This is a genomic window from Virgibacillus sp. 6R (genome assembly GCF_001895305.1).
Classification (GTDB): Bacteria; Bacillota; Bacilli; order Bacillales; family Amphibacillaceae; genus Virgibacillus; species Virgibacillus pantothenticus.
Window position 1 is genome coordinate 4,220,270 of the sequence record NZ_CP017762.1, and the last position, 24,144, is coordinate 4,244,413.

A 24,144-nucleotide genomic window follows, 5' to 3' on the forward strand; every position below is an offset into this window, starting at 1 on the left:
CGAGCTGCACGGCTTCAGTTGTGCAGCTCCTATTTTCGCTAGCCCAATTGATGGTTTACTCATTTATAAACAAGTGTTGCCGGTCGTATCACGTGGCACATACTATTAATGTAACTAGTAGGAGCTGTTTGTTATGAAGAAATTGGATAAACGCTGGTTCCTGTTTTTATTATTAATCGTTATCCTAGCTTCGGGCTTATCCTATCTTGCGTTAAATCAACAAGAACAAACAGACAACGAAGAAACGGAAGTTGAAAGGGCAATGGCCATTGCACTCGTTAATGAAGATGAGGGATCTATGTTAAATGGCGAAAAGATTGCTTTTGGTGATGCCTTTGTGCAAGGAGTGAACAATGAAAACAATCATGAATGGTTTGTAGTCAGTCGCGGAGTTGCAGAAAGCGGTTTGAAACGTGGTACATATGACATGATGATTGTTATTCCGAATGATTTTTCCCAAAAGGCGCTCTCGATTGATTCTGAATCTCCAGAACAAGTTGTATTAAATTATAAAATTAATGCGACGGATAACGAGCAAATAAGAGCGGAAGCGGAAAAAACGGCTAGTAATATCCTAAATCGATTTAATCGCAGAATTATCGACGTATATTTTGCAAGTATTGTCGGAAATCTGCAAAATGCGCAAGATAATATTGGTGAAATTATCGAAAAACAGGCAGTTTATACTAATACGCTAAGTAATGAAGTATATAACCCGCTTGATAATTACACAAATCAGTTTGGGTCGATTAAAGATAGTACAGAGCTGTCCAAATCAAGCTTTCAAAGCTTTCAGGATATGATGGATACTTTTGAAAATGAATTAGTAGCCGACGCTGAATTAGATCAAGATTATTTGTCAACTGTAAATGATGTTACCCAATTGAAGAAAAAAAATAACGTTCAGATTCTCGAATTCTATCAAACTTTGAATGAATTTGATGGAGTATTAAATCAGCAAGAAGCCGAACAGCAATTGGAGCGTTTGCAGTTAGCAAATAAAATGATAAATGATCAATTGCAAAACAACGGTGGGGGTATGGAAGAAATTGAACCTCCGATAAACTCTGTGATGTATCAACGCAACACGGAAGCCAATATTGCTGTTGGAGCGAACACGCTAAAGAAATATTTAGACGATTCATTAGCTCAAGTACAGAAAACGTATAGCAATATTGAAAGAAGAATCAATCCCGATTATTCGGGTGGTTTTACCGGTGTAATTTCAGATCGATTAGATGGTCTGCTTGCCAATGTGCTAGGCAAAGAAGACAAATTGGTAAATATGCTTTTGCAAAAACCAGCAGCAAATGCAAAAAATTATTTGCATAAGCAAATAAGACGGTTGCCTTCAACGAATATGGACGACTTTGAAGAAGTAGGTCTGCCAAAGCATACAGTGAAAGAGATTAGGAATGTTATTACGGTAACAAAAAAATATATGGGGGAAAAGGGACTTGGGGCAGGTGAAAATCTTAATCCAAGCGGTGATCCAACCAAGTTATTATCATACCAGATTAATCAACTAAAGGAAAAATTGCATACTTCAGGGATGACTATGTCTGACTCCGTAAAGTTGCCGAAAAATAAAAAATCAGCGCAAACATTTCATTTAAAAATACCAAAGCGCATTCTTGAAAAATATAAAGTAGAAAACGTAAAACTTACCATTCCTGGTATTGGAGATGTGGATTATACGAAGCAATACCATGATGGAGAAATTATTCTTCCAGCAAATGAAGAAGGTATTTTTACCGTTCAGGTTACACTTCGTTTGCTTGATAAGAAGTCAAAAGTAGATATTTTCAAGCCAATTCCTTGGGGCTGGAAGCTGCATCAAAAAGATATTGATAATGTAGATGTTCCGGAAACAGCACAAATTGAAACAGCGGAAACACCTCTTGTTGCAAATGTAGAGGTTGAAGCAACAAAAGAACAAAAGCACGATAAAACTCAAGGTGGAGATAAGCAAACAACAGAGCAAAAGACAGCCCCAGAAACAGAACCAATACAACCAGGTAATGGGGGAGAAAGTGGATCTGAAACCGGTGAAAGCGAAGACGGAGAAAGTCCTAGTGATGATGGCAACCCTGATGAATCAGGAACAGAGGAACCAAAGGACGACGAAGATAGTGTTCCACTTGAAAAACTTAAGCCGGCAACCAAACGGGTTAAAATCATTAATAATCGCATTAACCATGAAATTATGACGCCAATGGAAGGAATGGATAAGGCAACGAATAAATTAATTAGAGCTGTAACGAATACGGTAACGCCTTATCAAAAATTATTTTCCTCTTATGAAAGTTATTTCGGTTTAAATATGGGGAGTCCCAGTTTACCGGAACAACTAAAAGGTAAACGTTTAAAAGATTTAGCAACTGAAGATTCATTGTATTATCTCTTTAATAAAAAAGATGTTCCCGGCTTAATAAAAGACTATATCGTTTTACAAATTAGTGATGAAGTAGCCAAACAAATTCGCACGCCTTGGGAAAATCTACAAAAACAAATTGCAATGCATGAGCAACAAGTTGCTCAAATGAACAATAATGCAGATGCATTAGTAAGAAGGATCAATCAAACTGCTAAAAGAGCAACGATCCTTAACGATAGTCTTGAAAAAACATTACAAAATGTCGCAGACTGGCGAGAGAGAAGCTTGAACCTAGTTGATTCACAAGCAAAGATTCAAGCAAATGAGGAAGACGAACAATCTGCTATCGTTTCCTTGGATGAAAACTTTCAGCCTCTGCTATCAGCTAGTCAATCACTTGCTGAGCAAGCGCAAGGCAATGTGAATGAAGCGGATACAGTATATGACACTTTCGATAGTATTAATGAACAGGCGACAACGATTCAAGAAAGTGGCGATGATATCGTTCAACAAGTCGAATCCTTATCCGTAAGTATGACCAATAAATTACTTGAAGATGAAGAGTTTGCAGAGAACTTTACCGGTGTGTTAGCGAATAGCCGCATTGGTGACAGGCAAAATGAAGATTTATATAAGTTCTTATCCAACCCAGTACAGACGAGTAATCAAGGAACGATTACGTCAAGCGATTCGTTTACACCGTATTACCTCGTACTAATTTGCTTTATTGTGGTCTTGTTTACGGCCTATGTTATTTCCACGATAAACCAAAAGCGCGTAGAACAGGATCTATTTTCTGAAGAAAAGTCACTGGTAGGCAGCAATATCCCAATTACACTTATCATTGCTGGGATAGGTGTTTTAGAAGGTATTGTAATTGGCGTTGTATCCAGTTATACAATGCACATGACAGACGGTGATATGCTGATGCTTACAGGGTTGATTGTCTTGTTAATTACCGGAATGTTGCTCATCTCCACATATTTATTAAGACAAATAAAAATGATTGGTATGTTCGTGCTCTTAATCGTGCTAAGCCTGTACCTGTTTTTAACGAATGCATTTGGAACAGGCATAAAAGGGATGGGACTGTTGAAAGATTTCTCTCCATTGCAATATGTCGAGACATTATTGTTAAATGTTGTACACGGTGAAGCCAATTATCAAGCTTCGATCTTAATCATGATCGGAATCATGATCGTAGGTGCTTTAGCCAACTTATTTGTGGTGCATCGCTCAACACAAAAAGGGGAAATGGACGATGAAAATGAAGCAGAAGTTAGTTAAAGTCATCTTCACAATTGTTATCAGTCTGCTGGTGGTTTGGGGATACCAAACACCAGCAGTCATTGCAGATAGTCAGGGTAAGTTGGAAATGAAAATAGACCGGATTACGGAAGAAAAATCGGAAAACACATCCAAAAAGGAAACGGAAATAGAAAAAATTTTTCCCATGCTATTTGCAGAAGAAACAGCTACCACCGTTGAGGAGAAAAAAGCACAGCAAGAGCAATCGCTAGACAAACTTGAGGAAGTTTTGTTTACCATCAATGCAGAACCTAACAAAACATTGCAACAGACGAAAGATGCATTGTTTACGAAAGATTATGAAACAATTGCTGCAACGACTACAAAGCAAACGGATGATCAAAGTGAAGATAAAGAAGCTTCTGAATCTGATAACACCATGTTATATGCGTTAGCTGGTTTTGCCTTACTTTTATGTGGCGCTCTCTATGTGATGATGCAAAAAATGTTAAATTAGGAGAAATAGCTCATGGTACAAGATACACATATTAATGTGACGATGGATTTTAGCCATGTTGCGCAGGGGGGCGGGGTATATGATCTCCGTATCCCGACGCAATTAACTGTTAAACAACTACTTTTTTATGTAACGGATGCGCTGCATATCGATCTGCCAGAGCAATCTCGTTATGCAATCAAAGTTACTACTAAAAATTTATTTATTGCAGATGATGACTATGTCATAGATTATCCTGTTACAGATGGAGATATTTTACTAGTTTTATAACAGAAAAGTAAAAATAAGATGTAAAATTTTAAAGTTGCTGGATGAGGTCACATCCTATTCATGCAGGGGAACAAAGAATGAACGGAACATACTCAGACTACCGTACATAAGTTCAACCATGAGAATATAGTTTTTATTGCAGGACAAAGGAGTTAATAGGAAATGAAGGAGAAAACAATACAATTTGAAAATCTGACACTGCAATTTGAAATAGAACAAGATAATTGGCAGGTGCGATTACCTAAATCACAAACCGCTGTACATGATGTCCGGCAAATGGATGTTATGCTACATCCTTCTGATTTTTTTGCCCCGCTTACAATTACAGAAGAAAAAGACGCCTATCGATTTACATTTAGCCGCAAGCAGAAAGTGAAAACTTGGAATCGATTACTGCAATTACATAGAAATGAAAAATTAAGGTTAGTTTGCAACATGATTAAATTAGAGCGTTATTTGAACACGAGAATAACTTTTTTTCTTCATCCTGAAAATCTTGTTGTTGATGATAACCTTATGCCGATAATTATATACCGAGGGATTCGCAAACTTGTGCCTCCATATGAGATGAGTGAAACAGATTTTTTAAAACAATTAAAATGCTTTACCATCGCCCTATTTTCCAAGAAATATAATTTTGAACAGCTTTATCACGGTTCCTTGCAAAATGCGACGGAGACGGATTTTCAGCGTCAAGTGAGTGAAATAACTGATCTGGAAGAGCTTAAGGATTTTCTATACAAAAGCTATGAAGAAGAACAGCGAAAAACAGAGCAAACTATGGTGGTTGTACCGACTAAACGATTTCGCCTGTTTAAACAGCTTTCTATTATTATGATTATTGTTTCGGTTTTATTAGCTATTCCTGTTATATATTATGGATTCATTAAAACTCCTTATCAGAATAATTTACTAGAAGCCCATGGTCAATACTTGGCTTCCTCTTATGGTGATGTTATTTCCACATTAGAGGATGAAGACCCGGAAAAGTTGCCTACACAAACGATGTATATTTTAGCTCACTCCTATATTAACGTTGAAAACTTATCAGATGCTGAGAAAGAAGTCATTTTAAAAAACGTTAGCCTGAAGAGTGACCCCGACTATTTAGCTTACTGGATTTACAACGGTAGAGGAGAATTTGACACATCTATTGAAAAGGCAAAATATATTGATGATCCAATATTAATTATGCATGGACTTATTCAAAAGATAGAGCAGGCAAAAAACAATCCAGATTTAACAGGGTCGGAACGAGAAGAGACCGTTAAAAAGTTACAGGATGAATTACAAAAGTATCGGGAGGAGTATGATTTACAAGCTGAGGAAGAGAAAACTGCGCCGGTAAATGATACAGAGACTGAAGATAATAGTCAAACACAGCAAGATCCCCAATCAGATAAGCAAAGTAATGCGGATGAAAATAAACAAGAAGAGACCAAAAATGGAAAAGAAGAAAACGAAAAGAATGAAACTGATAAACAAGAAGCAAGTAAGAAAAAGGAAGAATAACAAAGGGAATTCATTCATTATTGCAACGGTTTAGAGAGGGAGAAATACAGTGGCAAACAAAATACTCATGGTTACCTATAAAAATCAATTGCATAAATGCCATTTACCGGAAAAGGAACATAAGGAAGTGATAATAGGTAATGATTGGTCGGATAGCATGACTTTTCTGGGATTGGATCAATCATTTCGTATTAATTGGGACGGCAATGAAGCCTTTGTCGGTAAAAATAAACTAGAAACACAGATGTCCATTCCAGTTGCAGATCATTTAATGGAATTGAGTTTGTTAGACGCTAAGAAAAGCTATGCATATGATATTGCCGGCAGAAATATAGTTACGATTGGAAGCAATAGCTATGATGATATACTGCTGCCAGACGCTTCAGCTGATCTTGTATTGCATAGACAGGATGACGGTATGTCATTTAAGTTAGCGAATCAAGGTACGACGGTCTATCATAATTTTATGGCAGTCGATCGGCAAACGGTTATTTTTCCAGGTGATCAGTTATTTATGGATGGCACCATTATTTATGTAGGTAAAGATGACCTGCAAGTAATTACTTCAAAACAGCAATTGACAAGTAAGCTAGTGGAATTGGTGGAAGTGGTTACCCCATATAGTGGAGAATATCCAGATTACCATCGGTCACCACGAATTATTTATCGTGAACCAGAGGAAGATCGCACGATAGCGAAACCAGCTCACAAACCGTCAAAGCCTAGTGAACAATTGGCAAGGACCATTGTTCCGCCAATTGTGATGGTGGTAGCACTCGTTGTTATTTCACTTATTCAGCCTAGAGGTATTTACATATTAGTTATGCTATCGATAACGGTTGTGACGATTATATTTTCGATTACTTCCTATATGAAAAGCGTTAAAAAGTACAAAGAGGATATGAAGCACCGCGAAGAAACCTATAAGGCATACTTACAGCGTAAAACGAAAGAATTGCACTTAGTGAGTGAAGAGCAGCGATACGCTTTATTTTATCATTATCCAGCTGTCGACACGATAAGGGAGATGGCTAAAAATGTGGAAGCGAGAATCTATGAAAAGACCATGTACCAGCATGATTTTCTTCATTTCCGTGCTGGCTTAGGAACGGTTCCATCTAGTTTTAAAATTGATTTTAACGATGAAGAATTTACGCAAGAGAAAGATGAACTTGTTGATCAAGCAAGAGAGCTGTTATCGCAATATCAAGAAATAGAAAACGTACCTGTGGTGACATCACTAACGAAAGGACCGGTGGGGTATATTGGTCATCGGCCGCTTGTTTTAGAACAGCTGCAGTTATTAGTGACCCAAATTGCGTTGTTTCATAGCTATCATGACGTTCAGTTTATTACGATCTTTCCAGAGGAAGAAAAGCAGGAATGGGATTGGATGCGCTGGCTGCCGCATGCGAGTTTAAGAGATGTGAATGTGCGTGGTTTTGTCTATCACGAGCGTTCTCGTGACCAAGTCCTTCATTCCTTGTATCAATTATTGAAAGAACGTAAGCAGACAATCGATGAAAAGACGAACAAAAACGAAAAAATTTATTTTTCTCCACATTATATCGTGCTTATCACAGACGAAAAGATGATATTGGATCATATTGTCATGGAATTTTTTAATGAAGATCCAAGTGAAATTGGCGTCTCCCTCATATTTGTTCAAGATGTGATGCAGGCACTACCAGAACATGTAAAAACAGTTATTGATATACGTGATGCAAAGCATGGAAACATTTTACTGGAAGAGGGCGAATTAGTAAATAAGAAATTTGATCTGGACCACTATCCAGATGGTTTCGATAAACAAGAAATTACTCGTGCGTTAGCGCCAATAAATCATTTACAGAATCTAAAAAATTCCATACCTGAAAAAGTAACCTTTTTAGAAATGTACGGGGTGGAGAATGTAAATGACCTCAACATTGAACAGCGTTGGGGTGTGAATGAAACTTATAAGAGCTTAGCAGTTCCATTAGGACTTCGGGGTAAAGAAGATATTGTGCAATTAAACTTACACGAAAAAGCTCACGGACCACATGGGCTCGTTGCGGGTACGACAGGTTCCGGTAAGTCAGAAATTATCCAATCCTATATTCTATCGTTAGGTATTAATTTTCACCCTTACGAAGTTGCCTTTTTACTTATAGATTATAAGGGTGGTGGAATGGCGAATTTATTTAATGATATGCCACATTTGTTAGGGACGATTACGAACTTGGATAAAGCTCAATCGATGCGAGCGCTTGCTTCGATTAAAGCAGAACTGCAAAAACGACAGCGGCTTTTTGGCGAGCATAATGTAAATCATATCAACCAATATCAAAAGCTTTATAAGCAAGGAAAAGCAAGTGAAGCAATGCCACACCTCTTTTTGATTTCCGATGAATTCGCGGAGTTAAAATCAGAACAGCCGGACTTTATGAAAGAGCTCGTATCCACTGCAAGAATTGGGCGTTCCCTTGGCATCCATCTTATACTCGCAACGCAAAAGCCAAGCGGTGTTGTCGATGACCAAATTTGGTCAAACTCCAAGTTTAAATTGGCGTTAAAAGTACAAAATGCGAGTGATTCGAATGAAATCTTAAAAACACCCGACGCAGCTGAAATCACATTACCAGGGCGTGCCTACTTACAAGTCGGAAACAATGAAATTTATGAGCTATTCCAAAGTGCATGGAGCGGTGCTGATTATGTGCCTGATAAGGATGATCATGAATTCGTAGATACAACGATTTATGCGATTAATGATCTAGGTCAGTATGATATCCTGACCGAGGATTTAAGTGGCTTGGCGAATAAAAAGGACGTAGAGAAAAAACCAACCGAATTGGAAGCCGTTATCGACTATATTGCTGCTTACACAGAAAAGTGCCAAATTGACCCACTTCCAAAACCGTGGTTGCCGCCGTTACCTGAACGAATATTACCAAAAGAAATGCACGATATTCATTTTAAGGAAGCTTGGCAAGCAGAAGGCAAGAAGCGACTTGTCGTTACATTAGGTCTATTAGATCAGCCAGAGCTACAATCACAATCGCCACTCACACTTGATTTAACGAGGCACGGGCATATTGCTGTTTTCTCAAGTCCGGGTTACGGAAAATCGACCTTTCTGCAAACAGTTGTTATGAATCTTGTACATCAGCATCGGCCAGAGCATTTGCATATGTATTTATTAGATTTTGGAACGAACGGTTTATTGCCATTAAAACCGTTGCCACATGTTGCCGATACAATGCTTTTGGATGAGGAAGAGAAAATAGCCAAATTTATCCGTCTTATGAATGGGAAGATGAAGGAACGCAAGCAGAAGCTAAGCAGCTTTGGAGTGGCAAGTATAGAAATGTATGAAAAAGCGAGCGGAGATATCGTAGAAAATCAATTGATTGTTATTGATAATTATGATTCTGTCCGTGAGGCAGCATTCTCCGATGAATTTGAAAAGCTAATTACACAAATTGCTAGAGAAGGAGCAAGTGTGGGAATACATTTAGCGATTAGTGCTGGGCGACAAAGTGCCATGCGTATGCCGTTAATATCCAATATTAAAACGCAAATTCCACTTTATTTAATTGAAGAAACGGAAGCACGTGGAATTGTCGGCAGAACAGATATTGAAATTGAAGAAATCCCAGGAAGAGGACTCATTAAGCTAGAAGAACCCACATTATTCCAGACGATGCTTCCTGCAGAAGGAGAAGAAACGTTAGCAGTTATTGATGGCATTCAAGCAACCGCAAAAGAAATGGAAGAATTATGGGATGGCGATTTGCCAGAAGAAATCCCGATGATGCCTGAAGTAATACAAATGGAGCAATATCGAGATAGTAGGGCGTTTAAAAAGGCAATCAAGCAAGAAAAATTACCAGTTGGATTGGAGTACCAAGACGTACAGCTTTGTTCACATCACTTTAGAAAAGATGGGCATTTGATTGTGTTTTCCGATGATCAAAATAATTTGTCCCATGCTACTGTCAGCATTTTAGAACAACTTTGTGAACTAAAAAGTAAGAGATCATTGATATATTTAATCGATCCAGATTACGATTTTATAAAATATAAGGATAAAGTGGATCATACAATTGCTGATGAAAATACAATTAATGATTTCATTACCCAATGGTTAAAAGAAATAACGAAGCGAAATAATTTGTTGATAAAAGCTAGACAAAGCGGGGAATTAGAGAACCCTTTAAAAAACTTGAAACAACATTATGTATTTATACCGAGTTTTGACTCAGTTACTAAACTAGTCGATATGAAGAGCGGAGACGCGGACACGTTAATTGATAAAGGAAAAGATGTAGGTATCTATTTTGTTATTTGCTCATTGGAGAATCAATTTACTTACCCGAATAACGAATTAGCACAAGCTACAAAGCGAAAAATGGATGCGGCTATTATTGCAATGAAAATGAGTGATCAATCCTATTTCTCAAGTAATTATATTAGAGGGGAAAAAAGACTTTCTCAAGATCAAGCCTATTACTATCTAAAAGGAAACTATCAATTAATTCAAATGCCTCGAATTAATTAATAATCATAAAAAGGGGAAATGAAAGATGGAAGAATTATTACCATTAGGGACAATTGTTTATTTGGAAAACGGCACGAAGAAAATTATGGTTGTAGGACGTGGGGCAGTCATGGAGGATGAAGACACTGGGGAGGACGTATACTTTGATTATATGGGGACGCCTTACCCAGAAGGCATTGATCCGGAAAACGCAATTTTTTTTAATGAAGATAATGTTGATGAAGTTTTATTTACAGGATTTAAAGATGAGGAAGAGAAAAGGTTTCAAAAGTTATATAAAGAATGGGAAGATGGTTTATCCATTGATAAAAAACTAGTTTAGTAAAAGAGGTGTAAGTATGGATTATACTGCACGTATTCAAAAATTACAAAGCCTTAAAAATGCTATTGTAAGCAAGGCAATTCATTCTGTTAATGATGTTATAGGATTTAATGAAAGCATTGATAGCTGGAAAGGTGGTAGTTCACAAGAAGGGTACTACAAAGTAGTGAATGAAACTAAGCGTCTGGTAGATGATATACATGCTACAAAAGATGAAGTTCTTACCGCAATATCCAAACGTATTGCAAGTTTAGAAGCTAATATTGAAACACAATATCATGCGAATAAACATATTCTTACAGCAAATTATGATGAAGATGAATCAGAAAATCGAAGTAAAAAACGCAGAATAATTAATGAGAAGAATTTGGACTCTACGGTGAAATCAAGGTTATTAGCGAGAATTTAAGTTGGGAGGGTTGTTCGTGAAAGGGGAGATAAAGATAGATGGAGGTGCGATCACTCCATCTTTAAGTGATCTTAAGAAGAACTTAGAGAAATTTGAAACAGAACTCATTGATCTTGCAAAAACAATGGTGACTATTAAAAGTGAATTATCAGGGAAAACATATACGAAATTAAATGTAACAGTGAATAGTCTTATTGATCAACAAACGGGGTTATTGGCACATGAACAATTAATTAAAGAAGAAATTGAAAGTTATTTACAAGACATGCATTCCAAAGAAAAGGAATCAAAAAGTAACTTTAACGTGTAGGATGTGAACAATGGTGGCTGAAATTAAACATAAACGTGAAGCTGTAGACGGTGTACTAAAGAAAATGGATCAACTTAGAACAACTGTAGAAAATTTGGGATTTATATTGGGTCGTCTTGCAAACGAAATACAAGCAAACTTTGCTGGTGAGGCAAAAGAAAGTGTTGTTACCCTTTTGAATGATGAGGTTAAAAATATTAAAAAGGAAAGCGAAAACTGGCAAGCTCTTTATGAGCAAGCAGAATTTGTTGCAAATAAATTTGAAGAACAAGATGAGAAGATTATTCACTAAATGAGTGAATACTGAAGAGTTGGGTAATGTAGGTTTCGAACAGGGAATTATAGATGAAGGGGTGGTATAATGACAAGCTCGGAAGCTAACTTTACATTTCCTGCTTCAATTTATTATCAACGTTCAAATGATTTTAAGAAAAGAGTTGAAGGCTTCGTAGATGAAATGGAAAACAATTTTTTTAGGGTTATCCAATCAAAAGCTAGCTCATTGGATTTCAGTGACAGAGCTTATATTTTAGATCCAAGTGATCAGGGCTTAAAAAAAATGAAGGATCTAAAAGATAAGTACTTAAAGAAATTACATGATATGCAAAATGAAAGCTCACAAAACCCAATGTACCCGTTGACCCAATGCGATGAGAAATACAGTAAGACGTTCGAGAGGTATTTAGAGGGAAAAAACACACAAGTAATTAATAGACAAGTAGAAGCACTTGAAACCAAAGTCGGTGATGCAGTTTTAGAGCAATATCAAAATTTAACCAAAGAAGAACTAGAAACTAACCATAGTGATATGGCTGAAATCCTTAAAACAGTGTTTGGGAATGACTGGTATGCAAGATTTACTCAAGTTGCTGGAGTGGCAGATTTCATTAATAATTACTCGGAAAAGGTAGATGCATTTGCAAAACATCATCCAAAAAAAGCAGCTATTTTGTTAAAAGCAATGGAACAGTCTGATGAATTTACTCACTTTCTTCGTAGCACGGAGAAGCTAAGTAATAAATTAAAATCTATGCCTTATATGGGAAGTGCAATAAACAAAGTCGGAAAGGTAAGTAAATGGGCGGAGAGATTAAAGCAATTAGGTCTTGGTAGGTATTTAGGTTTTGCTGAAAAATTTTTAGGCGCGGGAGTAAAGGCTGGCTGGGTTGGAACAGGCGTCTCTGTTGGCTTAAGTGCTTATTATAATGTGAAAAATGAGGAAGTTTCAAACAACTTTAAAGAAGGTAAGGCAATACGAGGCAGTACGAAGGTAGTAGTAGGCACAGCAATTGATACGGTGCAAAAATTTGGAGTTGTAGATGGTTTGGTAGGAGGATTTTTAGTCGGTGGTCCTAAGATAGCTATTTTAGGCGGAGGATTAGGATTGTTGAATAAAGCGGCTCAATTTATTGCGCCAAGTAGTTATAAAAAATTAAAATCACTTTCCTTTAAAGGTATAGATGTTACATTTGATTTTGGAACAAAGACATGGAAGAATGTGAAATCCACTGCTAGTAATGCTTGGTCAGGCGCCAGATTAATCAGAAAATCGATTGGGAAAAGCTTATATAGAGATTATAAAAATGTAATGATAACTAAAAAAATAGCTGCGTCTAAAATAAATTCTTATAAAAAAACAGTTGGCATTGGTTTCAAGGCTGTAAGTAAAGTTGTAAAAGCAGATGTAAATAAGGCTGTTTCTAAAGTCAAATCAAAAGGCGAATCGATAGGGAAAGCTGTAAAAGGTGGATTAAATTCATTAAAGCGTGGGATTGCGTCTTTTATAGGTTGATTATGGTTCATTAAGTAAAATTTAATTTGAAATCTAACTATTCATTAATTTATATTATAAAATCAGAAAGGGTGAAAGAATGGAAAGCGTATTTAATGGAACATTTTCTCAAGTAGAAGAAACTGTTAGTGAAAGTTTTGCAAAGAATTCAATTGATACAATTAAACAATTTAATTTATTAAAAGGATTATTATTTACAGGTTTTTGTATTGGCTTAGGATCCTATGCTTTATATGGTGTAAGTATTTATATAAGCAACATTATGAATCAAGCCACAATACCACTTGATGAAAGTAATGAATTTATCACTATATTTGATAACATCTGGTACATGCATATTCAGTCTATTTTAATTCTAGCAGTAGTGATTGGTGCGTTTGTATATAGAAAGAAAGATAACATTAAAGGTTTTTTTGTATACAACACGTTTTTGACTATATTCCTACTTTTGTTTATGATTTTCTTTTTTAAAGTAACACAGTTGCTAGTATATAGTTCTTCATTACGTTTGATCTATACAGGATTATTTATAATCAGTTATATATATATATTTATAAGAAGTTACCAAAATACAAAAAAAATGGTACATGGTACAAAAAAGAAAAGATCAGCATTAGTTGAGTGGTTTAGTAGGAATAGAAAAAATATTACTAGTTTATTAATTGGTGTTGGAGGCTTGTATTACCTATCGAAAGTTATTTTCACTGAGGCAAATGATTTAGAAACAAGAATTATTGGATCATTGATTGATTTTCTCCCTTTAGCGGTATGTTTAGTATCTTTTTCATTTTTATATTTTAACAGTGTCGCAATTAGAAGTTACTATTTATATAAGTATTCGGAAGAGTTTAGGAAAAAGTTTGGATTTGATAAGAAAGATTGGTATGGGGAGAAATATCAGGGGTAAATAGATATAGATTGTTACGGAAAAGATGTATTGCACGAATTTAGAGTAAGATAAAACGTACTAGTTCAACATTTAATGGCAATGCTGTCGAACCCGTAATGAAATAAGGTGTTAGATACGTTAAAAATGGATGGGTATGTTTATGAAGATAAAGAATATGAAGTTAATGAAGATGAGAACGGTAATTTTTCTAAAGATAGAAATAAGTGTGATCAAAACTTTAAAACAATTTATTCTGTGTACAAAAGACAAAAACTACAGGTGTTTTTGGTTTTACATTATATAAGAGAAACGGTGGATTTTGCATCGGGTTGTTAATAATCCATGTTTTGTTAAAATGTTATTTCGGATTATGGAAAAGAGTTGACCAAACTGAAATTATTAGATCAATTACAAGAAGAAGACTTTGCTGTTTTACGAGGACCTTTTGAATCAGGCAGGCAAAGCCCAAAGAATTTAGCTGTTGCTTTAGTATTGTGCACTTTTATTCAGCCATTAATGTTTTTCTTAACATATGTAGTAGCAGCTGATACAACTATTTACCCTTACAAAGACTTTATAATGGATATACATTTTCTGGATAACAATATTACTTGTAGTCTTTTCTATATTTTTTGCGATTCCAAAAGTATATTTAAAAAACCAAAAGATCCAGTATTTGTTGATCATTCTTGTATCTCAAAACGTAGGTGCCTTTTTTATGTATTTAATCTCATTATTTTTTGTTGGGTTCAGAGAGGCTTAGTTTAGAGGTTACAGAAGATTCTCTTATAAGTTTTACTTTAACCACACTTTTATTGGGGTTACTCGTTTTCATTATAACTTGTGTAAGGTTTTATTTTTTATTAAAAAAAGGGCATTATAAAGCAGGTACTAAAAAAGATAAACTTAGAAGCAAACTAGAAGGGAAATCATATTTACCAACAGCCATAATTGTAGGAACAGGGTTGGTGTATATCATTCAATATATATCTCGAATTAGTTACACACTTGATATAAATACTATGGTTTTGCTTATAATAGGTTCTTTCCTTTTTTTACCATGCTTTTTGTGTTACCTGAACAATTAGTCATTCTTTACTGTAAATATCGTTTTGAAAGCTTAATTTTGATAAGGATGGAAATCTAAAACCAATGGGTTCGGAAAGGAAGGATGATTGAATTGCAATTTGAAACTCGCTCACTTATTTTTGATAATTTATTAAAATAATCAGTTTGTACCGGAAGAAATTGAGCTAGCCGTAAAAGATTTTCAATCTATTTTGGAGAAGGGAGGATACCATCCAGATGGTAGAATGTTATTTTGAGCGACCCAACAAGTGAGATTATCAGGCAGAAATATTTTTGCCAATCGTTGAAAACAATTTTACAATTCTGGATGAAGAGCAGCAAGCATATTTTCATAGTTACTTTTCTGTAAAGCCAATGATAATGACACGATTAATGGATGATTTTGAAGCAGCATCTCCAGGAAAGTTTTGGGAGCTAATGAATTATATAAGACAGAATGGATTGGAACAGAAACCCCCTGTATTTGTAGAGTATAAGACTAGCCATATGGGAAGATGGTATGTGGAGATAAGTGTAGGAGTTTAAACGTATTAGCCATTGGGGAGGGGGAGATGAAAAATGAAAAAGTTGTTAATGCTTATCACGGTGGCGCTTTTATTTTTATTGGTTGCATGTAGTAATAATTCAAAAGAAAATGAAAGTGAGCAGCCATCAGAAAATACGGAAGCACAGTCGAATAAGGGTGAAGGAAATGAACAAAAAACGAATGAACATGCTGGAGGGCAAATGAACGACTTGAAATTGGAATTGCAAAAACAGGATATGGATGTGGGGATGACAATTGAAAATAACGAAATATATTCGGTTTTAGATGAAGCAATTAAAGCTGATCCTAAAATGGGAGTCCCAAACGACTTTAGTCTCTATCCGTTTGATATTTCAGTTAACCCCGATGGAAGTAGGTCCATATTATTTTTAGCTATTAATCGTCTAAAAGATCCCATCAAGAATATAACATTTGATATGACATTTGGAAACAAAGAGGGAGAATACATATATGAAAATGAAAAGTTAGTACTAACTGAAGATGAATTTGGTATCCTTAATCCTGATTCCGCAATACCATTCATGCTTGATGTAACACCAGAGCAGGAACAGCTGTTTAATCGTTTAACAAAAGATAACGTGCATTTGGAAAAGGCTAATTTCAAAATGGATGTGGAGGAGTAAGTGTATATATTTTTATCCATTTAATAGACAGCAAGTTTATTTTACACTATAGCGTACAATGTCAAGTACTTTTTTCAAGTGTTTGGTATATAAACATACATACTCTATTTAGCTGAAAAAGGTTTGTTTATCTTGTTAGTTAATATTGAATTTTAGGAGGGTAGAATGAAGAGCATATTTACTGGGTCTTTTTCTCAAGTGGAAGAGACAATAAGCGAGAACTTTATGAAAGATACAATTAACGCTGTAAAAAATTTCAAAATACATAAATTGATTATAGTAATTCTATTTTTTTCAGTTAGTTCTTATGCTGTTTACGGAGTAAGTTTTTTCTTAGCTACCAATATAGATGATTTAGCAGTACCTTTCGACAAAAATAATGAATTCATTTTTGTTTTTTCAAGTATATGGTATATACATATACAGGTTTTTATATTTTTTATCGCTGGATTGGCAGCTTTTATATATAAAGAAAGAAATCATGCGAAAGGTTACTTTCTATTTAACATTTTTTTATCTCTTGGTTGGTTACTATTCTTACTATTTACTTTCAAACTTACACAATTAATGGTAAATAGCTATATATTACGTATGTTATATTCAGTATTATTTTTAAGTGGTTTTGTATTCGTTTTTTTTCAAAGCTATCAAAATGCAAAGAAAATGGTGTATGGTACAAAAAAGAAAAGATCAGCATTGGTTGAGTGGCTTAGCAAAAATAGAAAAAATGTTTTAAGTATACTATTTGGATTTGGAGCTTTATATTATTTAACAAAAGTTATCTCTCCGGAAGTAGATAATTTAGAAACTAGAATAATTGGTTCATTAATTGAATTTGCGCCTTTAGCCGTATGTTTAATATTTTTCACGTTTATATATTTAAATAGTAAACTAATAAGATCGTATTATTTATACAAGTATTCGGAGGAATTTAGGAAGAAATTTGGTATTGCTAAAAAAGATTGGTATGGAGAGAAATACAAGGGTTAAAATGATATGGATTGTTACGGAGATGAAAATGTATTGCATGAATCTAGAGTAAGGTAAAATGGTACTGCATCAAGGGATGATGAAGTGATTCGAGAGTGGAGACTCATAATAGCGTTCATCCAAAAGAAGGAGCAAAGCTTTATAGAGTAAAAATGGAGTTGAAGAATTAGTTCAACATTTAATGGTAAAGTTTTCGAACCCATAATGAAATAAGACAAGAGATATGCTAAAAAATGGGTATCACAGTATTTATAAAGGTAAAGAATATGAAGTTAGTGAGGATGAGAACGATAGTTTTTCAGTAATAACTAAGGATAGAAATAAGTATGGTGAAAGCTTTCAAACAATTTATTCTGGAAATGTGTACAAAAGACAAAAACCATAGATGGTTTAGGCTTCACATTATATATGAGAAAAGATAGAATTTTGCATTAAGTTAATACTAATCCATGTTTTGCTGCTAAAATGTTATTTCGGCGTATGGAAAAGGGTTGATTAAACTGAAATTATTAGACCAATTACAAGAAGAAGGTTTTGCTGTTTTACGAGGCCCTTTCGAATCGGGAAGACAGAGTCCAAATAGTTTAGGAGGAATGTTAACTTTTAGTATACTTTTACAGTTGTTGATGTTTGTATTAACTTATGTAGTTGCTGCAGACTCAACTTATTTTCCATATGCTGACATTGTTTTTGTTATTCATAGTATGGTAACTGCTACACTAATTTTATTATCTATAATTTATTCTTTTCCTAAGGTTTATATGAGTCGACAGAAAACACAATATTTTATAGTTATTTTGGTATCTCAAAATTTATTTGGGCTGTTTTCTTTTACAGGAGCTTTATTTTTTTTAGGAAAAGAACTAAGCATAAATTCTCTATTATTGTTAACCATCACAACGTTGATATTTGGGATACTAATTGTTATTATTTTTTACACCATGCTTTTTGTACTACCTGAACAATTAGTCATTCTCTATTGTAAATACCGTTTTGAAAGTTTTAATTTTGATAAAGACGGAAACCTAAAGCCAATGGGAACGAAAAGGAAGGATGTAATTTATTAATCTATGAGAGAAATTGTAGTAAATGAATCTCGGATAAGAATATGGAAAAGGTTCGTTACCTCTGTGTAGTGAAAGGGGAATCATGGCCGAAAGAACATCTAATAAAAATAGCTATATTGAATAAATCAAAGTTAAGTTCAAAATCTTTGGAATAAGGATAATTTTTGCATAATTAGTAGACTTTCCCAAGTGAATATTATATAATAGATAATGATTTATTTTACTACATATGGAGGGGAATTGTATGATCAGAAAAGGGTTTATGCTATTTGTTGTATTACTTTTTTCGGTATTCATAACTACTGCTTGTGGCAGTGATGAAAAAGAAGAAAAAGATGATACGGCAAATGCTGAGAAGTCAAAAGAGGAAGTAGTCAAAAAAGATGAAGACAATAAAGCTAAAGAACCTAAAAATACGAAGGAAGCTAGCTTTAGTGAGCTAATATCATATATGGAAAAGACGACTGAGGGAACAGCTGATGTATTATATGAAAACAAAGAGCCGCAAACTCACGATATGGAAGGTGTAACATTTACATTAAATAGTTATACACTTGTAGAATTAAATGATTTTCACCGTGATTACAATATTCCATTTGACGATCAAACTAATGGCGGTGTCATTATAGCTCATTATTCGGTTAAAAACGATACAGATAAAGATGTACACTATATGCCGAGTCTCTATATGACATATACTGGTGCAGAAAAAGATATAAATAATTATCAAGAACTTTTACCAAAAGATCAACAGTTGCCTATTTTATTATCACCAGACAATGACTATTTATTAGAAGCGGGTGAGGAAGTTTCGGGTTATTATACATATCCATTTGGAGAAGATCGCTTAAATGATGTTTTAGAAGTTGGCAGCGTCGAAGTTGAGATTCCACTTCCTCAAACAGATAAAGATGATTTTAGCACTTCATTTGGTGAGGAAAAAACATTTAGTTTTCCGTTAGATGCTGAAAATCAAAAGAAGGCTGCTCAAGAAGCTAGTGAAGGATTTTATGAAGATAAAGTAACTGCTGAAAATATGGGCGATAAAGAAATGCTAGAAAGCGAAGAAGGTATCGGAGAAAGCAAAGATATTGATAAAGCGACAGTCACATTAGAAGGATACCAAATTACTAATTTTGTACCTAATGAAGAAGAAGCGCCGCGTTTCCAAGCAGATGAATTGGTTTTATTAACGGTTAAATTTACCATTGATAATGGATACGATGAAGATATTTCCAAAAGCTCTATTTCTTCAACGTTACATTTGAATGATGGGAAACAATGGACATTAAATGAAGGTATGCTGTTACCTTATAAAAATGATGACGTCATATCTGCCAATGATAGTAGTGACCTGTTACAAGTTTTTCTTTTAGATAAAGAACAATACGAAAAAATTTGGAAGGACAAAGCTTTTGAATTAGAAATTGGTCCAATGCGTAATATAGATGGGAAAGACATATCTAAAGGTGCAGAAGCTGAGTTTAAATTGAAATAAACGTTCCACACCTATGAAACAATGCTTTGTCTAAAAACTAGGCGAGATGTAACGATACAATTTTTGTAAACAACATCTTGCTTACCGGTAAAATGCTGCATGGAAAATGGATATCACTGTTCTAGCGCTCCTTAGCTGCAGCACTAAAATTGCGTTAATACATCGGAATGCCTCATTCCACTTGTATGCAGTATAAAGGTTCAAAGCACCATTTGAAAAATAAAACCGACTGAAATCAAGATTTTTAGATTTGATTTCAGTCGGTTTATTCAGTTTAATAGGGTATGGACCTAACGCCCCTACTAATATTGTAATTGACTACACTTACCAAGGCCGCTTTGTTCTCGGCTTTGCTCTTATAGACGTGGATGGCAAATGCTCTTTTTTGACTAATTGCGGTTCTCTTCCACGCTCCATTGCACGTTTTACTTTTTGATCCATCTGAAACGTAATTGGTGGCTTAAGCACGCGTTTGGAAACAGCTTTGCAGGTAGGGCAGAACGTCTCTTGTTTATTGCCTTTATTGCTTTTATGCCATTCCGTAAATTCGCCACAAAGTTGGCAGGAAAATGTATAGCCATACGTATACCTCCATTATGTTGGCAAGATACTCTTCGTAAAAATTTCTTTTGGAATTCCAACTGTGGCACATGTATTTGGTATATCAACAACTCCGGCTAAGTGACCTTGGACTGGAGCAGCAGATAAAAGCATATAAGCTTGCTCACCAGTATATCCCTGGGTTTTGAGAAATTCAATAGCATTTAAACAGGCATTACGGTACGCCACGTTCGCATCTAAATAGGTTTTGCTTGCCGGAGGACTCTACTGATACACCTTGGAAAACAATATATTCGTTATAGTGTGGGTTTACAGGTCCTGGTTGATAGACTGGGTTCGTTTTGATTTGATATTTTTCCATACCACCTTTGATAACATCTACTTGTAATTCAATCCAGCCAGACATTTCGATACCACCGCAAAATGTAATTTCCCCATCACCTTGGGAGAAGTGGAGATCGCCTACAGATAATTTTGCTCCGTCTACAAATACCGGAAAGTATACGCGAGAACCTTTAGATAGGTCTTTAATGTCACAATTGCCACCATTTTCACGAGGGGGTACAGTTCTTGCACCTTCTGTGGCTATGCGGTCGAATTCTGCACCAGTTAAACTTCCTAAAACAACGCTTTCTTCGGTGGGCGGGTTAGCAAGTGGAGGGACGCGGTCTGGATCAGTGGCAATTAAAGCTTTTTCCCGTCTATTCCATTCCAAATTCGGGCTAAAATACCCACAATGACAAAGGTTCACTTTATAAGAAAATAGTTCTAGGTTAAATGTCACGTAAAATTGCTAAATATACACAAAAATGGTTCAAGTCTTATGATACGCTAATATGGAGAGCAATAAGCTTCTATAAAACTATCTTACAGGAGTGAAGGCAATGAAAGCAGCAGTTTGGTATGCAAAAAAAGATATCCGTGTGGAGAATGTTGATGAACCAGTTGTTGAAGCAGGAGAAGTGAAAATCAAAGTAGAATGGGCCGGTATTTGTGGAAGCGATCTTCATGAATATGTTGCTGGACCAATTACCATCCCAACAGAAGCACCTCATCCATTAACAAAAGGTACTGCACCAGTTATTATGGGTCATGAATTTGCCGGAGAGGTAGTAGAAGTTGGGAAAAACGTTACCCAAGTAGCGTTAGGGGATCGAGTTACTGTGGAGCCGATGATTACTTGCGGGAAATGTAAAGCCTGCCGTCAAGGGCGTTATAACCTTTGTGAAGTCATTGCAGCTTTTGGCATGTCTGGTGTTGGTGGAGGCTTCTCAGAGTATACCGTTGTTTCTGAAGACATGGTACATAAAATACCTGAGCATATGAGCTATGAATTAGCTGCTTTAGTTGAACCTACAGCAGTTGCTATGCATGCTGTAAAACTTAGTAACTTAAAGGTTGGGGATACAGTAGCTGTTTTTGGAGCCGGACCAATTGGCTTATTAACGGTACAAGCAAGCTTTTTAGCTGGAGCAAAAAAGGTATTTGCCATTGAATTGTCAGAAGAACGAAGAAAAGTAGCAACCAAGCTTGGGGCAGTTGCTATTAGTCCAGCAGAGAGTGACGTTGCTGAAGAGATCATGAAGCAAACCGCAGGCGATGGAGCTGATATCAGTTTTGAGGCTACAGGTGTTCCTGTAGTATTAGAACAAGCAGTTAATAGCACAAAAATGGGCGGAGAAATTGTTATTGAAAGTCTTTGGGAGTCAAAACCGGAATTGGATGCTAACAGCCTTGTTTTTAAAGAACTTAACTTGATCGGATCGATTGGTTACCGCAATATATTCCCGACAGTGATTGATTTAATTGCTGATGGTAAGCTGGAAGTAAGCGATTTAGTTACGAAAAAAATCGCATTGGATAACATCGTGAAGGAAGGGTTTGAGTCTTTACTGCAAGAAAAATCACAAGTGAAAATATTAATTAAACCGTAATTTAACAAGTGAATAAATTATTCGTTGCTTTGTTTGTGTATTCGTTGGCTGAAAGGGTATGCACGTAATGCCAAAATAATATTTGCGGATACGTATGATATAAATAATAATGCACGCCAACCATTTTATTGCTGTAAGACTCCCACTTCAGGAGTTGGGTAATCTGTACAGCAACAAGTCAAAGTGGAAGATAATAGCACCTAATGCCCAATCGTTCAGAGGGCTTTAGGTGATACCATTACGGTACTAACAAACAGTGGGGGATGAATGAACCCCCACACTGTTTGTAGATTCACTTTATTGGTTGGCGTTCTGTTTCGCAACTTTTTTTGTATAGCTGCGATAATAAAATAAACCAGCAATTCCCCATAGTCCCATGAAAATCAGAGACGGCGTACTTAATTTTCCTGGAGATTGAGGGATAATTAACAGGAGAATAAAACTGATGCTAATGATAATTCCGGTAAATGTTAGCAGTTGGTCCCACCTTGAAGCTGCTTGTTTATAACTAATAAAGCATACGTATAAATAAGCAATCGCTGCTAGAAACGAGGACATATCAACAATATAAATAATAACCTCTCTTCCAAACCAAGGTGCGAGAAGGCTAATACCTGTTATAAAAAAGACGCTGTTAATCGGAACGCCGGCGTTTGTCCGCTTCATATATTTGGGATGGCACAATTTGTATGCAGATAAGGATGATAGCAGATGGCTGCTGCTAATCATAAAGCCGTTAATGCCTCCAGAGACGGCAGTCATTAATGCGATGATTAATAAAATAAAACCAAAGCTTCCGACATGAGTTAACACAGCTTCCCCAAGAGCCCAATCGAGCTGCTTTGTTTGATCAGGTGAGAAGGCAAGTGCTGTGATTACATTTAAAAGGCTGTACGCAATTACTCCGGAAAATACGGAAAGAATCGCTATCCAGGTTGCTTTTTCAGGTTTAAACTTTAATTGGGTAGCTACTTGTGGAATAATATCAAACCCGACAAATAGAAATGGAATAATCGCAATGACTTTTGCTATTTCACCAATGTCAAAATCATAGTTATAAAAATAGTTCGTAGATAAAGTTGTTGAACCTGTATTTAAAAGCATGGCGATAAAAACGATCGCGATATTAATCATTAAAAATAATACCATCACGTTTTGGACATTAGAGCTCTTCCGCAAGCCTCTAATATTTAAAGCTGCAAATAAAATAAGCACGGAGCTTGCTATGAGCACTTCTGAGAAATAAACAGGATATCCAGCAATTTCGTAAAGATACAACCACTCTATGTTTGATCCCAATAAAATTTTAACAATTAATACAAAGGCTGTTGCGTTAAGGGGAACAATGCTTAAATAGCAAAGAATTAAAGCCCAGCCTACAATAAAGCCATGCCCTCTGCCAAGATTCTTATACGTGTAAGAGAAACCACCACCATCTTCAGCATGTTGCTGCATCATAATATGGTAGCCTTTTTGTATAAAAAGAATAGCAAAACCACCTAACAGCAACCCAATAGTTGTATTGATAACCCCAGACTCTGGAAGAAATTTAATGCCGGGTAGCGTAAATGCTCCCCAGCCAATAATAGACCCTAATACTAAGCTTAAAATATCAAAACGGTTCAGTTTATTTCTCATAACATATC

The 24,144-nt window shown here is 35.6% G+C and carries 19 protein-coding genes and 1 pseudogene; 18 read left to right on the forward strand and 2 right to left on the reverse strand.

From position 1 onward, the window contains the following. Window positions 1–133 precede the first annotated feature (133 nt). The 17 genes from esaA (at window position 134) to BKP57_RS19175 (ending at window position 20,003) form a co-directional block, all read left to right on the forward strand. Window positions 134–3,664, forward strand: a complete 3,531-nt coding sequence (esaA, locus tag BKP57_RS19090) for a type VII secretion protein EsaA (protein ID WP_072742175.1) — start codon at window positions 134–136, stop codon at window positions 3,662–3,664. Continuing rightward, window positions 3,639–4,142, forward strand: coding sequence for a type VII secretion protein EssA (gene essA / locus BKP57_RS19095; RefSeq protein ID WP_072742176.1), 504 nt, complete (start codon window positions 3,639–3,641; stop codon window positions 4,140–4,142). Before esaA ends, essA begins: the two co-directional genes overlap by 26 nt. Window positions 4,143–4,154: 12 nt before the next feature. Continuing rightward, window positions 4,155–4,412: an EsaB/YukD family protein gene (locus BKP57_RS19100; RefSeq protein ID WP_050352521.1), complete on the forward strand. Its 258-nt coding sequence runs from the start codon at window positions 4,155–4,157 to the stop codon at window positions 4,410–4,412. A gap of 162 nt (window positions 4,413–4,574) precedes the next feature. After that, window positions 4,575–5,924 carry a type VII secretion protein EssB gene (gene essB, locus BKP57_RS19105; RefSeq protein WP_072742177.1) on the forward strand — a complete coding sequence of 450 codons (1,350 nt, stop codon included), beginning with the start codon at window positions 4,575–4,577 and terminating at the stop codon, window positions 5,922–5,924. Between the two features lie 67 nt (window positions 5,925–5,991). After that, window positions 5,992–10,467, forward strand: coding sequence for a type VII secretion protein EssC (essC, locus tag BKP57_RS19110; protein WP_072742479.1), 4,476 nt, complete (start codon window positions 5,992–5,994; stop codon window positions 10,465–10,467). Between the two features lie 25 nt (window positions 10,468–10,492). Further along, window positions 10,493–10,789, forward strand: coding sequence for a DUF4176 domain-containing protein (locus BKP57_RS19115; protein WP_050352523.1), 297 nt, complete (start codon window positions 10,493–10,495; stop codon window positions 10,787–10,789). Window positions 10,790–10,805: 16 nt separating this feature from the next. After that, window positions 10,806–11,198, forward strand: a complete 393-nt coding sequence (locus tag BKP57_RS19120) for a hypothetical protein (RefSeq protein ID WP_072742178.1) — start codon at window positions 10,806–10,808, stop codon at window positions 11,196–11,198. A 16-nt stretch (window positions 11,199–11,214) separates the two neighbouring features. Continuing rightward, window positions 11,215–11,508, forward strand: a complete 294-nt coding sequence (locus tag BKP57_RS19125) for a hypothetical protein (protein ID WP_050352525.1) — start codon at window positions 11,215–11,217, stop codon at window positions 11,506–11,508. 10 nt (window positions 11,509–11,518) lie between these two features. Beyond that, on the forward strand, window positions 11,519–11,800 hold the full coding sequence (locus tag BKP57_RS19130; protein ID WP_072742179.1) for a hypothetical protein: 282 nt from the start codon (window positions 11,519–11,521) through the stop codon (window positions 11,798–11,800). Between the two features lie 69 nt (window positions 11,801–11,869). Continuing rightward, window positions 11,870–13,300 carry a hypothetical protein gene (locus BKP57_RS19135; RefSeq protein ID WP_072742180.1) on the forward strand — a complete coding sequence of 477 codons (1,431 nt, stop codon included), beginning with the start codon at window positions 11,870–11,872 and terminating at the stop codon, window positions 13,298–13,300. A gap of 79 nt (window positions 13,301–13,379) precedes the next feature. Continuing rightward, complete coding sequence (locus BKP57_RS19140; protein WP_072742181.1) at window positions 13,380–14,207, forward strand: hypothetical protein; 828 nt, start codon at window positions 13,380–13,382, stop codon at window positions 14,205–14,207. A gap of 108 nt (window positions 14,208–14,315) precedes the next feature. Further along, the gene (locus BKP57_RS19145) at window positions 14,316–14,525 is read left to right on the forward strand and encodes a hypothetical protein (protein WP_156875386.1); all 210 of its coding nucleotides are present in this window, start codon (window positions 14,316–14,318) and stop codon (window positions 14,523–14,525) included. 1,026 nt (window positions 14,526–15,551) lie between these two features. Then, window positions 15,552–15,803 (forward strand): hypothetical protein, encoded by a 252-nt coding sequence (locus BKP57_RS22575; RefSeq protein WP_175609402.1) that lies wholly within the window; start codon window positions 15,552–15,554, stop codon window positions 15,801–15,803. A 33-nt stretch (window positions 15,804–15,836) separates the two neighbouring features. Continuing rightward, window positions 15,837–16,448 carry a hypothetical protein gene (locus BKP57_RS19160; RefSeq protein WP_050352531.1) on the forward strand — a complete coding sequence of 204 codons (612 nt, stop codon included), beginning with the start codon at window positions 15,837–15,839 and terminating at the stop codon, window positions 16,446–16,448. A 165-nt stretch (window positions 16,449–16,613) separates the two neighbouring features. After that, on the forward strand, window positions 16,614–17,438 hold the full coding sequence (locus BKP57_RS19165) for a hypothetical protein (protein WP_050352532.1): 825 nt from the start codon (window positions 16,614–16,616) through the stop codon (window positions 17,436–17,438). 491 nt (window positions 17,439–17,929) lie between these two features. Further along, window positions 17,930–18,505 (forward strand): hypothetical protein, encoded by a 576-nt coding sequence (locus tag BKP57_RS19170; RefSeq protein WP_232231248.1) that lies wholly within the window; start codon window positions 17,930–17,932, stop codon window positions 18,503–18,505. A gap of 244 nt (window positions 18,506–18,749) precedes the next feature. Continuing rightward, window positions 18,750–20,003 carry a DUF5068 domain-containing protein gene (locus BKP57_RS19175; protein ID WP_072742182.1) on the forward strand — a complete coding sequence of 418 codons (1,254 nt, stop codon included), beginning with the start codon at window positions 18,750–18,752 and terminating at the stop codon, window positions 20,001–20,003. Between the two features lie 594 nt (window positions 20,004–20,597). On the opposite strand, the pseudogene BKP57_RS19185 reads toward BKP57_RS19175, so the two are convergent. Continuing rightward, window positions 20,598–21,276, reverse strand: a pseudogene (locus BKP57_RS19185) (acetamidase/formamidase family protein); the annotation flags it as partial. 172 nt (window positions 21,277–21,448) lie between these two features. Between BKP57_RS19185 and BKP57_RS19190 the strand changes: the two are divergent. After that, window positions 21,449–22,498: a 2,3-butanediol dehydrogenase gene (locus tag BKP57_RS19190; protein ID WP_072742183.1), complete on the forward strand. Its 1,050-nt coding sequence runs from the start codon at window positions 21,449–21,451 to the stop codon at window positions 22,496–22,498. A gap of 297 nt (window positions 22,499–22,795) precedes the next feature. Here BKP57_RS19190 and BKP57_RS19195 read toward each other — a convergent pair whose 3' ends face one another. After that, complete coding sequence (locus tag BKP57_RS19195) at window positions 22,796–24,136, reverse strand: APC family permease (RefSeq protein ID WP_050352534.1); 1,341 nt, start codon at window positions 24,134–24,136, stop codon at window positions 22,796–22,798. Window positions 24,137–24,144 lie beyond the last annotated feature (8 nt).

Coding starts and splice junctions, on each gene's coding strand:
- essC (WP_072742479.1), top strand. CDS start 5,992: ATGGTTACCTATAAAAATCAATTGCATAAATGCCATTTACCGGAAAAG.
- BKP57_RS19115 (WP_050352523.1), top strand. CDS start 10,493: ATGGAAGAATTATTACCATTAGGGACAATTGTTTATTTGGAAAACGGC.
- BKP57_RS19140 (WP_072742181.1), top strand. CDS start 13,380: ATGGAAAGCGTATTTAATGGAACATTTTCTCAAGTAGAAGAAACTGTT.
- BKP57_RS19100 (WP_050352521.1), top strand. CDS start 4,155: ATGGTACAAGATACACATATTAATGTGACGATGGATTTTAGCCATGTT.
- BKP57_RS19190 (WP_072742183.1), top strand. CDS start 21,449: ATGAAAGCAGCAGTTTGGTATGCAAAAAAAGATATCCGTGTGGAGAAT.
- BKP57_RS19120 (WP_072742178.1), top strand. CDS start 10,806: ATGGATTATACTGCACGTATTCAAAAATTACAAAGCCTTAAAAATGCT.
- esaA (WP_072742175.1), top strand. CDS start 134: ATGAAGAAATTGGATAAACGCTGGTTCCTGTTTTTATTATTAATCGTT.
- BKP57_RS19135 (WP_072742180.1), top strand. CDS start 11,870: ATGACAAGCTCGGAAGCTAACTTTACATTTCCTGCTTCAATTTATTAT.
- BKP57_RS19195 (WP_050352534.1), bottom strand. CDS start 24,136: ATGAGAAATAAACTGAACCGTTTTGATATTTTAAGCTTAGTATTAGGG.
- essA (WP_072742176.1), top strand. CDS start 3,639: ATGAAAATGAAGCAGAAGTTAGTTAAAGTCATCTTCACAATTGTTATC.
- BKP57_RS19130 (WP_072742179.1), top strand. CDS start 11,519: ATGGTGGCTGAAATTAAACATAAACGTGAAGCTGTAGACGGTGTACTA.
- essB (WP_072742177.1), top strand. CDS start 4,575: ATGAAGGAGAAAACAATACAATTTGAAAATCTGACACTGCAATTTGAA.
- BKP57_RS19175 (WP_072742182.1), top strand. CDS start 18,750: ATGATCAGAAAAGGGTTTATGCTATTTGTTGTATTACTTTTTTCGGTA.
- BKP57_RS19165 (WP_050352532.1), top strand. CDS start 16,614: ATGAAGAGCATATTTACTGGGTCTTTTTCTCAAGTGGAAGAGACAATA.
- BKP57_RS19160 (WP_050352531.1), top strand. CDS start 15,837: ATGAAAAAGTTGTTAATGCTTATCACGGTGGCGCTTTTATTTTTATTG.